We start from the raw sequence: 13,442 nt of genomic DNA, 5'->3' as shown, positions 1-13,442 counted from the left end.
ATTTTGTTACAAACAATTTAGTATTATAACATTACTCATAACCTCAGACACCGCTTTTGTTACTATATACCTAAAAAACCTCAATGAATAATGTGTATAAATTATTTCAAGATAATAAAACACTCATTTTCAAGACGGATTTTAAAAGCCTGCTGAACTTTTTACATTCAGCAGGCATTCCTAAAATTTATTACTTTACTTTTGCGCCGTTCTCTAGTTTCGGATCAACCGATGCTAATTTTAAAATCCCATCTTTTTCACCAGCTAGAATCATTCCTTGTGATAATTCACCACGTAATTTAACTGGCTTTAAGTTAGAGACTACAATCACTTTTTGACCAATTAATTCATCTGGAGAATAAAACTTTGCAATACCTGAAACTACTTGTCGTTGCTCATATCCAAGATCCACTTGAAGCTTTAATAATTTGTCTGCCTTTGGAATAGTTTCACACGCTGTTACAGTAGCTACACGTAAATCAACTTTCATAAAATCATCAATAGTAATTTCAGGAATTTCTGGAACCTCTGCAGCTTTTTGCTCGTTTTTTGTTTCTTCCACTTGTAGAGTTTTCACTGAACCACGCATTTCTTCACGAATATACGCAATTTCAACTTCATTCTCTAAACGAGGGAAAATGGGAATCCCTTTTTCTACCACTTTAATGTTTGCTGGAATAGTATTGCCGAATGTTTCAATTGTTTCCCATGCTAAGAATTTGTCATCCAAGCCTAATTGTTCAATAATTCGTTTGGGAGTAGATGTCATAAATGGTTGTAACATGACAGCAATTTGGTGTAAACTCTCCGCCAAATTTCGCATAACAGCTCCTAATTTTGGCTTATCTGATTCCTCTTTTGCTAGCACCCACGGTTGAGTTTCATCTATATATTTATTCGTTCTTGAAACAAGTGTCCATACGTCTGCTAATACGACACTAAATTGCATTTTTTCCATACTTTCTTCATATTTAATACGTACCGATTTAGCTTGCTCTTTTAAAGCCGCATCAAATTCTGTCGACTGAAGATTTTCAGTTGGAATAATGCCGTCGAAATATTTATTAATCATTGAAATAGTACGATTCAATAAATTGCCTAAATCGTTTGCTAAGTCGAAGTTTGTACGTTCAACAAATGATTCTGGCGAAAATACACCATCAGATCCGAATGGTAACTCGCGCAATAGGAAATATCGTGTCGCATCTAAACCATAACGTTCTATTAACATTTCAGGATAAATAACATTGCCCTTTGATTTAGACATCTTACCGTCTTTCATCATTATAAAACCATGGGCAAATACTTTTTTAGGAAGTGGTAAATCTAGTGCCATTAAGAAAATTGGCCAATAAATAGTATGGAATCGAACGATATCTTTACCAACTACATGTACATCTGCCGGCCAATATTTATTGAATAATGTTTCATCCTCCGAAAGATATCCTAATGACGTTATATAGTTAGTTAAGGCATCTACCCATACATAAATTACATGTTTAGGGTCTCCTGGAACTTTAATGCCCCAATCAAATGAAGTTCTTGAAACAGATAAATCTTCTAGCCCTGGTTTAATGAAGTTATTAATCATTTCATTTTTTCGAGATTCAGGCTCAATAAATTCAAGGTTTTCTTCATAATAAGCTAAAAGACGATCTGCGTATTTCTTCATATTAAAGAAGTAAGATTCCTCTTTAACTTTGTGTACTGGACGACCACAGTCTGGACAGTTACCCTCTACTAATTGTGTCTCAGTAAAGAAAGATTCACATGGTGTACAGTACGAACCTTCATACTCACCTTTATAAATATCACCATTATCTAAAAACTTTTGGAAAATCTTTTCGACAGTTTTCGTATGACGCTCTTGCGTCGTTTGAATAAAGTCATCGTATGAAATGTCCATCAATGCCCAAAGCTTTTTCGCAGCATCTGCAATTTCATTCACGTATTCTTGAGGATGTTTGCCCGCTTCTGCAGCTTTTTCTTGAATCTTTTGCCCATGCTCATCCATTCCCGTTAAGAAACGTACATCATAACCACGTAAACGTTTATAACGTGCAATTGTATCTGATGCTACAGTTGTATACGCTGTACCGATATGGAATTTCCCACTTGGGTAATAAATAGGGGTTGTTATATAGAATGTTTTGTTTTGTTCGCTCACAAGAACTGCCTCCATTGTTTCACAGTATACTATCTATTCTAACTAAGTACGAAATTCGTTTCAACTTCTTTCAGCGGGTGTCCAAACACCCGCTGAAATAGAGGAACTCAGGCTAAGACTTTTACATCCTGTGAAAACGCCTTAGTGACCAGCATCGGTGCTGTTGCTGACGCTTCGCTTTCGCACAGACAAAAACAAGTTGCTGCCGCTGCGTTAGCACTACGCTTTCGCACAAAAAACATCTGCAGGCCTGGCACAAAGCCAATTCCGGACGCAATTATGCCGAGGCATAATTGATTGATAGTTCATCGCGCGCGAAAAATGTCGAATGATAGAACCAATCCATTTAATGTCTTAAATGAGAAGCTTTTTTACTATAAATTAAAATATATAATAAAAACCTTTTAAAATAAGCAAAATATCTGTTTTCTCCTCAAAAAATTTTTTCAAAACAATAATATTAGTGTATTAATTAATTGACGTTTATGGCATTACTTGGTATGATAACTATCAGACAAGGAAATTATGTCGAAATTTGACGAAATACCAATATAACTTTTTTACATTAGGAGGAAAAATAATTATGAAATCAACAGGAATCGTTCGTAAAGTCGATGAATTAGGACGTGTAGTAATTCCAATCGAACTTCGCCGTACACTAGGTATTGCAGAAAAAGACGCTTTAGAAATCTATGTGGATGATGACAAAATCATCTTAAAAAAATATATGCCAAACATGACATGTGCTGTAACTGGTGAAGTTTCTGATGATAACTTCCGTCTAGTTGGAGGCAAATTAATTTTAAGCCCTGAAGGCGCAGAAATGTTAGTGAAAGAAATCCAATCTAACTTAAAAAAATAATTTGATATACACACCTAAATCAAGCACAGTGATTTAGGTTTTTTTTTATCAATTTCGCCTTGGCTTGATGCATCTGGAGGCGTTATCTTCATTTAATAGAAGATAAATATAATATACCCAATTTTCGAGTCCCTTATAATGTCCATGTCAGACCTTTTATGATTAAGGATACTATTTTTTACAATTATTATCAATTTATTTGATTTATATGCTCCTCACTAAAGGTTAGGCGTGACATTTGTAAAACTATGAAGTTAAGTTGATTGGAGTGGAGGCTGGGCGATTCCTTGGGGATCAGCAATAGAGCGCTCAGCCGGAACGTAAATCAACCTCACGTTATTGTGATGAGTCATCTATTTGATTAGATATACAAAGAAAGAGGTCGCCTTATTTAGGCAACCTCTTTCTTTCCATTAACTATGGTATTCATTATAGACTTCTCGCTTAGCTACTTGACGTAGTTTTGCTACTTCCTTTATAGCTTCTTTTGATGTAACGCCTGTATCATTAATAATATAATCGACATGTTCAACGACAGACATTGTCATCCAATAAGCATCTTCGTTAATTTCTTCCTCGGCATTCTCATTACCTTCAAGGACAATACAAAATTCCCCTCGAATTTCCTCCGTTTGTGACCATTCCACTGCTTCAGCCAACGTACCACGTAAAAACTCTTCGAATTTTTTAGTTAACTCACGAGCTAATACGATTCGACGATTACCAAGAATAGATTCCATATCTTTTAAAGTGTCCTTTAAACGATGAGGAGCCTCATAAAACAAAATAGTTTCCTGACGTTTTTTTAGTTGCTCTAATTGCTGTCGACGGTCCTTTTTTCCTCTATTTAAAAATCCGTAAAAGAAAAATGGCTGCGGTGTTAATCCAGAAGCGATTAATGCTGATATTGCAGCATTGGGACCTGGCACCGGCACAACTGGAAAGTCTTGATCGATAGCTTTTTCGACTATATCTGCACCTGGATCGGAAATACAAGGTAGACCAGCATCGCTAACTAATGCGACTGTTTTTCCTTCACGTAAGAAGGCTAATAGCTTTTCTCCCCCCACCTCTAAATTATGCTCATGATAGCTTATCAGTGGTGTTTCTATATCAAAGTAGTTGCATAGCTTCTTTGTATTACGTGTATCCTCGGCAGCAATAATATCTGCTTCCTTTAAAATACGTAACGCACGTACACTCATATCCTCTAGGTTACCAATAGGCGTTGCCACTAAATATAAACAACCTGTATGACCGTGCATTGTACTTTTCTGAGATTTCATGCGTCATCCCTCCCTATATATTTCATTTTTTGCTTTCGTGTTAGCTGTTTAAAAGCGTATTCTGCGCGCATCGCTTCTTGTTTTGTATCGAATTCCTCTACATAAATACATTCCACTGGACCTCGCGCTCTCGTATATTTTGCTCCCTTACCAGCATTATGCACATCGACACGCCTGTCTACATTATTCGTGTAGCCAGCGTAAAAGGATTGATCGGCACACTCTAACACATAAAAATAATGGCTATTGCTCTTTTCCATAAAGGATTTCTCTCACTTCTGCTGTATATTCATTATCCGAATTATAAACATACAGGGGCGGTAATATTTTCAGATCAGGCTTACCATCTTTAATTCCTTCTATTAATAGTGTATTGGCCTCCTTACCTTCTTTCGGATAAATAAATTGCATACGTTTAGGTTCTAAGCGATTTGCACGCATTGCCGTAACAATATCTAGTAATCGACCAGGACGATGAACAAAAGCTGCCTTTCCGCCTTGCTTTAATAATTTACTTGCTGATTGTATTGCTTCCTCTAGGGTTAAATATAGTTCATGACGTGCAATAGCGTAATGCTCACTTAAATTTTTATCACTAGCTTCATGTGCTAAAAAATATGGTGGATTACAGGTTACAACATCATATTTTTCAATACCAAGCTCCTTAGGAATTTCCTTCACATCACCAAGAACCATATGAATTTGTTCTTCTAACTTATTGTAACGGATACTTCGCTCAGCCATATCAAATAAACGTGGTTGAATTTCTACTCCTGTAATATGTCCATTTGTTCTGGCGCTTAGAAAAAGTGGAATTACACCATTACCTGAGCACAAATCAACAATTTTCCCTTTATGATATGGGACATTGATAAATTTTGAAAGTAGCACTGCATCCAATGAAAACGAAAAGACCGAGGGACTTTGAATAATACGTAAATTCTCAGCTAATAAATAGTCTAATCGTTCATCACCCTTCAACCAATTTTCCATGTTTCTTCCTCCTACTATACAAAACAAAAGACTGACACCACTATAGTGGGAATCAGCCTTCTATTACACATTTTGTTTATTTAAAAATGATAGACAAAACAGACAGTCTTCACCTTTACGGGAACTTCCGAAATGAACATGACAAACATGGAAGCCTTCTTGGTATAAACGTGCTAGGTTATCATAACCTTCGCCAATATCTAACGGATTCTCTTTCTTCACATCAGAAGCCTGTACAGAGTTTTCATTAGAAAGTAGTTCTTCTAGACGTGTACGAAGGTGATGATTTTCTGTTTCGAGTGCTTTATGCTCCTCCATCATTAACGCTACAAATTGTTTCAATGCACTAAATTGCTCCTGCATTGCTTCGAGCTGTTGTTCGAACTCCATAACGGTATCTAAGAAATTACGGTCCTTCACCCAAGCCACCTCGTCCAATTCTCTATCTTAAATAAGATTTTTTTCGCATGCTAGCAGTTCTTCTAATGTATACTCGACTGTGCGCTCCTGCTCTTGTAAATATACTTGAATGAGTCTTTCCAGTACATTTAAACCTACAACTTTACCGCGGCCATCTGGTGTCATCGTCATATCACCAACGTCTGGCATACCCTCTTTTGCTTCCTCATATTCATCATTTTCATACTTCAAGCAGCACATTAAACGACCGCAAAGACCTGAAATTTTGGATGGATTTAAAGATAAGTTTTGATCTTTAGCCATTTTAATAGAAACCGGCTCAAAATCTCCTAAAAACGTTGAGCAGCAAAGCATTCGGCCACACGGACCAATGCCACCTAACAACTTCGCCTCATCACGAACACCAATTTGACGAAGTTCGATACGTGTTCTGAAAACCGAAGCTAAATCTTTTACAAGATCTCTGAAATCAACGCGTCCTTCAGCCGTAAAATAAAAGATGATTTTATTACGATCAAATGTATATTCAACATCAACGAGCTTCATTTCTAAATTATGCTCAATGATTTTTGCGCTTGCTAGTTCAAATGCATGCTTTGATTCGGCTGCATTTTCCTCTACTTGGATACGATCACGTTCATCCGCTGGTCGTAGAACTTGTTTAAGTGGTAATACAACATCATTATCCCCAACAACCTTTTGGGGGACAACTACTTTACCATATTCTACACCGCGAGCTGTCTCTACAATGACATATTGGCTGTCCTCGAGTAGATATGATGCTGGATCAAAGTAATATATTTTACCCGCTTTTTTAAAACGGACTCCCACTACATTATACAAATGTATATCCCTCCTGCAGATTTAGCATTAACTGCTCCATCATTAACGTCCTATTCATGTTACGCTGTAAAGATGAACGTGCCTGTAAAATAGACTCCATTTGACTAGATAGACGTTCATAAGTCGAATGTAGCGCAGCTTCTTTAAATGTTTGTAACATGTCTGGGTAAGTACAAGCTACTTCGGGATTAGCTTTTATTGACACTATATCACGGTAAGCAAATAGTAGTAAATCTAATGCCTGCTCCATCTCGCCTTTTTCTTTAAACAGTGGCAACCATTCTTCATGTACAACAAGCATTGCCTCATGTACATTCTGACGAATTGCCTCTACTAATTTTAACACTGTTTTTCGAGCATGTGCAAACTGCTCATCATTTGCTAAAATCATAGCTGTTTCGAGCTCGTTCGTCAGCATGCTCACTGTAGAAGCCATCGAGTAAGAAATGTTGCTATCTTGCAAATGCTTTAATAATATGTGTCGGGGCATTTTTTGGAATTTAACATGCTGGCAGCGAGAACGAATCGTTGGTAAAATTGACTGCATTTGCTCCGTTAACAAAATTGCAGTTACTTCACCCTCTGGTTCCTCTAAAAATTTAAGTATCATGTTTGCAGATGCAATATTGAGACGATCTGCATGATGAAGTACATAAATCTTACGTCCCTCTTCAACACCCATCATCTTCATTTCTGCAATTAAATCACGTATTTGATCAATTTTTATAAATTGACCTTCTGGATAAATTTGATGAATATTTGGATGATTACCCGAAACAACACGTCTGCAATTTCGACATGTTTCACATGGAACATTTTGACTTGGTTGCTCACATAGCATTAATTTGACAAAAAACTGCATAATATCTACTTTGCCTGTCCCTTTTTCGCCATCAAAAATGTATGCATGTGCTAATCTATTTTTGTCAAAAATCGTTTGAAGCTGCTTCATTACGACTGGTTGCAGTGTGAATAGCTCTTCAACATTCTTGGCCATAAATTTAAATTCCTTCCTATATCAATTACGCTCATAGCATAATTGTTTCCTATTGCTCAATTTTATGGATCATCACCAAAACGTGTGGTTGATTTCCGTTCCGGCTGGGCGCTTTGTTGTTGCTGACGCTTCGCTTTCGCGCAGAGCAGAGCTTCCTGGGGGCGTCCGATGAGCCGCTTGGGGCAACAGGATGTTGGTCACGAAGGTGTTATCACAGAACGTGATGCTTTTAGCCTTCGTTCCTCTATCGCTAATCCCCAAGGAGTCGCCCAGCCTCCACTCCAATCAACTTATTTACATAGTAGACGTTTTAACAAAAGTCATCCATAAATTTTGGTGATGAACCAATTTTAGTACAGAAATATCTGCGGCTTTAGAGCAGATAGATTAGTTTTATGTCATTCAACAAATAAATTTGGCTGCTGAATAGATTTGAAAAAAGCCCGCGCCTACAAGAGAACGAGACACGGGTTTTACATATACAAATTAATTAATAAGCCTTTAATCTCACCGATTTTATCAAGAAGGTCAATTGCTTCCTTTTCTTCATCTAAAATATCTTGCGCAAGCTCTACAAGACGCGTATCAATAGTTTCAATTATTTTCAAGCGTCTTCCTTCACCAAAACGATTCCAAGTATGGGATTGCTTTAAATCCATACCATGCTCTACCGTTTCTTGTAGGAATCGTTTAACAAGCATTTTAAAACGAGCAAGTTCTCGTAAATTACGTGATCTTGCAACACGATCACCTGCTGTAGAAATATCCCCTAGCAATCGTGTAAGCTGTTCAGTCTGTAATTTGGTTCCTTGCTTGACGACCATATCTCCAAATCGGTTATTTAGGTTATTGTTATGCAGTGGCTCTTTACGATTAGTATTTAACCCGACACGTATATCTTGATTGATCTTCAAGCTGTTTCGCCCCCACTTGCTTTCTTTATCAAATACATATATTGTGCTTAAAAATGATGAAACTGTTCAATTGGTAATACAAAAACTGTGGCTCCTCCTACCTCTACCTCTACAGGATAAGGTATATAGGAATCTGTATTCCCGCCTAATGGCGAAACAGGGGCAACCATTTGTTCTCGTGCTCGACAATTATCACGAATAATATCTAAAACTTTAGGTATGAGAGAGTCTTCCGTCCCAATAAGAAACGTCGTATTTCCAGAGCGTAAAAATCCTCCTGTGCTCGCTAATTTAGTTGCACGAAACTGATTTTTCGTTAAAGCATTCGATAAGCGGCTGCTATCCTGATCTTGCACTACAGCTACGACTAACTTCATTCGCACTCACCCCTTCGATAAAATTCATCTAAATAAATTTTAGTTACCTTTTATCTATCCGCATTCAGCTGCTGTCGCTTCGCTTTCGCGCAGAAAACATTTGTCGCTGTCGCTTTGCTTTCGCGCAGAAAACATTGCTGAATGATTATTGATGTTACCATTATATCACATTGTGGTAGACAACTTCATGCATTTACTGTATTGCTTCATATATTAATGACCATACATCTTCAACAACACGCTCAATATTTTGATCCGCATTGACGACATGTATACGCTCAGGGTAACGCTCTACTAACTGTAAATATCCTTCCCGAACTTTCTTATGAAAAGCTAAACTTTCGACATCTAAGCGATTTACTTCTCGCTCTCCATGAGCATGAATCCGTGCCAAGCCAACCTCTGGTGCAAGGTCAAATAATATTGTCATATCGGGTAACATCTTACCGATTGCAAACTCGTTAATAGATAATACTTCATCAACGCCGATACCACGCGCATATCCTTGGTATGCTAATGAAGAATCGATAAATCGATCGCAAATAACCGTTTTACCAGAATCCAACGCAGGTCGTACTTTTTCAAAATAATGCTGACTTCTTGCTGCTGCGTATAATAATGCTTCTGTACGCTCATCCATGGCTGTATGTTCAGGGTTTAAAATAATGCTCCTAATTTTCTCAGCAATTTCAATACCACCAGGTTCTCTCGTTGCTAATACATCAATATTTTCTTCTGCAAGTCGCTCGGCTATTTTTTGAATAACTGTTGTTTTCCCAGCACCTTCTGGACCTTCAAATGTAATAAATAAATTGCAATTCATGCTGTTATTGCCTCCAACTATTTAATGATCTCAATCATCTTTTCTTCTAAACGGTGATTTCCTTGGAACGTTGCACCACAAGCCAGTAACTCCTCTAGCTGGCTTAGCTTTGCTACTGTTATTTTTTCTCCAGGAACAAGCAATGGAATGCCTGGTGGATAAGGAATAATCATATTAGCAGAGATACGTCCTATTGTTCGCATATACGGTAACCATTCTTTTTCTGCCTTTTCAATTTCCTCAAATGTGTAGGCTGGTTCCGTAATAGCTACAAAATTATAGGCTGTTTGTGAAGCCGTTATTATTTCTGCCTTTGGTGTACTTACTAACAATGTTATAGCATCCTTAATACGAACGCGTATTTCTGCAAATGGATAGTTATGTCCCTGTTTCAATAAAGGTAGCACAAGCAATACTTGATTTGCATCTGCTAGTTCTGCATATACATGCTTTGCTTCCAATGCCTCTTGTAATTGAAAACCGCTATAGCCATTAACACGTAACAATAATTTTATAGGGTCGTCTACCTCAATAACTTCCAAAGAGCCAATAGCTCGTAATGCCTCAACCCATTGATCTCTTTTTCCTATTATATATGCACCGTCACTCTCCAAATATGTCTGTATATAATAACGTGCATCATCTAATGAAGCCAATAAAAGATAGGATGGGCTGCTAGATTGTAACATACGTAAATAGTGATTTATTTTGTCGACATCGATTAAATCAGAATTAACATGCATAAAGGATGCCATTGTCATAGCAGGTAGTGTTTTATGTGCAGACTGTACTACTATATCTGCACCAAACGTCAATGCTGATGGTTGAAATAAAGTACATGCACTAAAATGGGCACCATGTGCTTCATCCACTAAAACAGGAATACCCTTCTCATGACAATACGCGATCTGCTGCTGCATTTCTTTAGATGTCATACCATAATAAGTAGGGTACGTTAATACGACAGCACGGGCCACTGGATAATCATCAACTGCACCTTTTAAATCTTTATAAGAAACATGTGTTGCAGTTAATGTACGTTCATCCCATAGCGGGGAAACAAATACAGGTTTTGCTCCAACAAGCTCAATTGCGTGAAATATAGACTTATGTGCATTACGTTGGACAATAATCGTATCTCCTTTTTTACATGTGGCATAAATCATCGCTAAGTTTCCAATTGTAGATCCGCCTACTAAAAAGAAACTTTTCATCGCCCCATATGTATCTGCCAACAAGTTTTCTGCCTCTAATATCATTTCCTCTGGGTGATGTAAGTCATCAAGACCTGATAATTCAGTCACATCATACCGCATTACATCTTTAAAGGGCTGAGGAAGATGGGACAGCTCTCCATGCTTATGCCCTGGGACATGAAAGGAAATATTTTGTTGTTGTCGAAAGCGCTCTAATCCTTCTACAATCGGCCTTTTCTTTTGCAAAACAAAACACCCATTTCCGTTATATTCTCTTAGTTAATTATAACACTTACGTTACAAAAACATTTGCTGAAGATAAATAAAGTGAAATTCATATAACCTTTTTCCCGATCCAATGTGCTAGTAATGCAATAGGGATCACTAAAAGACAAAACGGTAAGCAAATAAAAATAATGTTCCAAGTTATGACTTTATTGACTAATAACGAATGATACAAAATTAAACTATATGGAATAACGATTATCAAAGATGTGAATGCACCAGGTGTAATAGAACGAAGAAATATAGACTGTGCAAGGTGAGTGAACGCATGTAGAAAGTAGGTTAGTGTAACAACAGTAAAAAAGTAGATATCTCCATATGGCCCTTGATTCACATACTGATTTGCCACAAAAGTGGAACTACTTACAAACATGAATATTACGATGACTGCTACCGCAAACTGCGCTGTCGACATCGAAAACTGTTTAATAACCCGATCAGCAATGTTTTTCGGCAATCTTTCGTACAAGATGATAGAATTCTTGTTTAGCCACTTTTCAACCATAATAATTTCTTCAAAATCATGAAGAATAAACATAATAGGAAATAACCAAATAAGTGTTTGAATACCTACCCATTGTTCCATGATGATTCCTCCTATCTAAAATATATTGAGTAATTACTCAAAATTTCTCAAAAAAAATAGCTTCTCATCATAACGTGTGGTTGATTTCCGTTCCGATTGGGCGCTTTCCTAGGGGCATCTAATCTCCACTTCAATCAACTTATATCAATTTCGACTTGGCATAATTACCGCTGTCGCATTGCTTTTGCTATAGATAAACAAATGCGCCCGGATTTTGAATCCCTTTTAATATAAACATAGCTACCTCTTCAATATAATGATTATTTTCAATTGGCATTTTATCTGTTTTTCTTTCTTCAATTAAAACATGCGTTAATATTGTTGATAGAAACATTGAAGCTGCTGTTTCTACCGTCTTTTTTTCCACAGTACATGAAGAAGCTCTTATCAATAATGAACTGACTTGTTCACCCATTGCATTTATAAAACCCACAATATCCTTACTAACATTTGTATTCTGTACTATTTCTGGAGACCAAATAAAAGTTAAAAAGTTTTTATGATCTAATAAAAAATTGGCATATAATTGGCCAAATTTAATTAAAGCTGGATATGGCTCCATCTTTGAAAGCTCTTTTATCTCATTTTGTAGTGAGCCAATAAATGAAAACTCATGAATAAGATAATTAAGAAGTTCATTTTTATCTTTAAAATAATAAAATATAAGCCCCTCTGCTACTCCGCTCTTTAATGCTATTTCTTTAGTAGTCGTTGCGGTAAAGCCCTTTTTAGTAAAAAGCTCTAATGACGCTTCTAAAATTTTATCCTTCTTTGATACCAAACCTTTTCACCACCTTTTTTGAGTGTTTACTCAAATTTAAACTTCACAAAGGGATCTGTCAAGTTATTCCATATAATAAGTACGAATAACGTAAAGGATTTCAGTTCCGACTCGTAAACGTTTTAATATAATGTCATGTCATCTCTTACTACTTTTGCTGATAAATATAAAAAGACCATTGCACCTAATAGCAACGATCCTTTATATTACACGTTTATCAATAAAAACTATTTTAAAATGTACTTAACTCTAATTTCTCTACAACATACTAGATACTAGCTTTTACCGCCATCCCTTGTACTAGCTTTTCAACTAATTGCGGTACAAACTTCTCTAAAATTGGATTCATCATGCCCGCTAAGAAACCACTTGCCTTCATTGTTAAATTGCCTACTAACTGACATGTACCATCCTGATCTTGTGTAATTTCAAAATAACCGTCACCGTTTATTGGGTCTGATAAGCCTACTAAATCAAACATAACTTGATTAGGGTTTGATTCCTTGCACATAAGCTCAACCTTTACAGCTTTTTGGATAATGCCAAAATCCCCTTTAAATACCCAAATCATATTTTGTTCATTTGGAAATTCATGATGTAAATAACCGGGTATTAGTACAGCCCATTGCTCTTTATTATGAATAAACTCTTGTAGTTTTACTTTCTCAATTTGAATATTTTCACTATATAATCCTGTTGCCATTTCAATACACCCCTTTATTTATTCATTTAGATCAATTAAATTCTAACATTTTTCAGGGCGTTATTACCGATTTTTAAACATTAAAAAAACCACTGATTTCTCAGTGGCTGCTTTGTGCCTAGCGACGTCCTACTCTCACAGGGGGAAGCCCCCAACTACCATCGGCGCTAAAGAGCTTAACTTCCGTGTTCGGTATGGGAACGGGTGTG

General features: G+C 36.7%; 16 protein-coding genes and 1 rRNA gene. 2 read left to right on the top strand and 15 right to left on the bottom strand.

Annotated elements, in window-relative coordinates:
* Nucleotides 1-190 precede the first annotated feature (190 nt).
* The gene (metG, locus tag ACQKOG_RS23825; protein ID WP_427448383.1) at nucleotides 191-2,167 is read right to left on the bottom strand and encodes a methionine--tRNA ligase; all 1,977 of its coding nucleotides are present in this window, start codon (nucleotides 2,165-2,167) and stop codon (nucleotides 191-193) included.
* Nucleotides 2,168-2,750: 583 nt separating this feature from the next.
* Between metG and ACQKOG_RS23820 the strand changes: the two genes are divergently transcribed.
* Entirely contained in the window at nucleotides 2,751-3,029 is a 279-nt protein-coding gene (locus tag ACQKOG_RS23820) for an AbrB/MazE/SpoVT family DNA-binding domain-containing protein (protein ID WP_004229214.1), read from the top strand.
* A 413-nt stretch (nucleotides 3,030-3,442) separates the two neighbouring features.
* Here ACQKOG_RS23820 and rsmI read toward each other — a convergent pair whose 3' ends face one another.
* The 6 genes from rsmI to holB all read right to left on the bottom strand — a co-directional run bounded on the left by rsmI (nucleotide 3,443) and on the right by holB (nucleotide 7,568).
* Nucleotides 3,443-4,315 (bottom strand): 16S rRNA (cytidine(1402)-2'-O)-methyltransferase, encoded by an 873-nt coding sequence (gene rsmI, locus ACQKOG_RS23815; protein WP_370081869.1) that lies wholly within the window; start codon nucleotides 4,313-4,315, stop codon nucleotides 3,443-3,445.
* Complete coding sequence (locus ACQKOG_RS23810; RefSeq protein ID WP_142510476.1) at nucleotides 4,312-4,575, bottom strand: GIY-YIG nuclease family protein; 264 nt, start codon at nucleotides 4,573-4,575, stop codon at nucleotides 4,312-4,314. Before ACQKOG_RS23810 ends, rsmI begins: the two co-directional genes overlap by 4 nt.
* On the bottom strand, nucleotides 4,559-5,308 hold the full coding sequence (locus tag ACQKOG_RS23805; RefSeq protein ID WP_427448382.1) for a tRNA1(Val) (adenine(37)-N6)-methyltransferase: 750 nt from the start codon (nucleotides 5,306-5,308) through the stop codon (nucleotides 4,559-4,561). The genes ACQKOG_RS23810 and ACQKOG_RS23805 overlap by 17 nt, the downstream gene beginning before the upstream one ends.
* 63 nt (nucleotides 5,309-5,371) lie before the next feature.
* Complete coding sequence (yabA, locus tag ACQKOG_RS23800; protein WP_370081865.1) at nucleotides 5,372-5,728, bottom strand: DNA replication initiation control protein YabA; 357 nt, start codon at nucleotides 5,726-5,728, stop codon at nucleotides 5,372-5,374.
* 27 nt (nucleotides 5,729-5,755) lie between these two features.
* Nucleotides 5,756-6,571, bottom strand: a complete 816-nt coding sequence (locus ACQKOG_RS23795) for a PSP1 domain-containing protein (RefSeq protein WP_132364280.1) — start codon at nucleotides 6,569-6,571, stop codon at nucleotides 5,756-5,758.
* Entirely contained in the window at nucleotides 6,564-7,568 is a 1,005-nt protein-coding gene (gene holB, locus ACQKOG_RS23790; protein ID WP_402874722.1) for a DNA polymerase III subunit delta', read from the bottom strand. Before holB ends, ACQKOG_RS23795 begins: the two co-directional genes overlap by 8 nt.
* Before the next feature lie 168 nt (nucleotides 7,569-7,736).
* Between holB and ACQKOG_RS23785 the strand changes: the two genes are divergently transcribed.
* Nucleotides 7,737-7,898 (top strand): hypothetical protein, encoded by a 162-nt coding sequence (locus ACQKOG_RS23785; protein WP_427448381.1) that lies wholly within the window; start codon nucleotides 7,737-7,739, stop codon nucleotides 7,896-7,898.
* Between the two features lie 143 nt (nucleotides 7,899-8,041).
* Here ACQKOG_RS23785 and ACQKOG_RS23780 read toward each other — a convergent pair whose 3' ends face one another.
* From ACQKOG_RS23780 to rrf, 8 genes are all read right to left on the bottom strand, one after another.
* The gene (locus ACQKOG_RS23780; protein ID WP_370081859.1) at nucleotides 8,042-8,482 is read right to left on the bottom strand and encodes a YaaR family protein; all 441 of its coding nucleotides are present in this window, start codon (nucleotides 8,480-8,482) and stop codon (nucleotides 8,042-8,044) included.
* Nucleotides 8,483-8,529: 47 nt separating this feature from the next.
* Entirely contained in the window at nucleotides 8,530-8,859 is a 330-nt protein-coding gene (locus tag ACQKOG_RS23775; protein WP_049667342.1) for a cyclic-di-AMP receptor, read from the bottom strand.
* A gap of 193 nt (nucleotides 8,860-9,052) precedes the next feature.
* Nucleotides 9,053-9,682, bottom strand: a complete 630-nt coding sequence (gene tmk / locus ACQKOG_RS23770; RefSeq protein WP_427448380.1) for a dTMP kinase — start codon at nucleotides 9,680-9,682, stop codon at nucleotides 9,053-9,055.
* A 17-nt stretch (nucleotides 9,683-9,699) separates the two neighbouring features.
* Nucleotides 9,700-11,124, bottom strand: coding sequence for an aminotransferase class I/II-fold pyridoxal phosphate-dependent enzyme (locus ACQKOG_RS23765; RefSeq protein ID WP_415732726.1), 1,425 nt, complete (start codon nucleotides 11,122-11,124; stop codon nucleotides 9,700-9,702).
* An 88-nt stretch (nucleotides 11,125-11,212) separates the two neighbouring features.
* Nucleotides 11,213-11,749, bottom strand: coding sequence for an HXXEE domain-containing protein (locus ACQKOG_RS23760; protein WP_370081853.1), 537 nt, complete (start codon nucleotides 11,747-11,749; stop codon nucleotides 11,213-11,215).
* A 187-nt stretch (nucleotides 11,750-11,936) separates the two neighbouring features.
* Nucleotides 11,937-12,530 (bottom strand): TetR/AcrR family transcriptional regulator, encoded by a 594-nt coding sequence (locus ACQKOG_RS23755; RefSeq protein WP_427448379.1) that lies wholly within the window; start codon nucleotides 12,528-12,530, stop codon nucleotides 11,937-11,939.
* Nucleotides 12,531-12,798: 268 nt separating this feature from the next.
* The gene (locus ACQKOG_RS23750) at nucleotides 12,799-13,233 is read right to left on the bottom strand and encodes an SRPBCC domain-containing protein (RefSeq protein ID WP_427448378.1); all 435 of its coding nucleotides are present in this window, start codon (nucleotides 13,231-13,233) and stop codon (nucleotides 12,799-12,801) included.
* Nucleotides 13,234-13,349: 116 nt separating this feature from the next.
* Nucleotides 13,350-13,442: ribosomal RNA gene (gene rrf / locus ACQKOG_RS23745) — 5S ribosomal RNA — on the bottom strand; the annotation flags it as partial.

The sequence above is a fragment of the Lysinibacillus sp. NPDC093216 genome, from assembly GCF_050280325.1.
In the GTDB taxonomy this organism is placed as follows: domain Bacteria; phylum Bacillota; class Bacilli; order Bacillales_A; family Planococcaceae; genus Lysinibacillus.
This window is presented reverse-complemented; position numbering and strand designations above follow the sequence as displayed.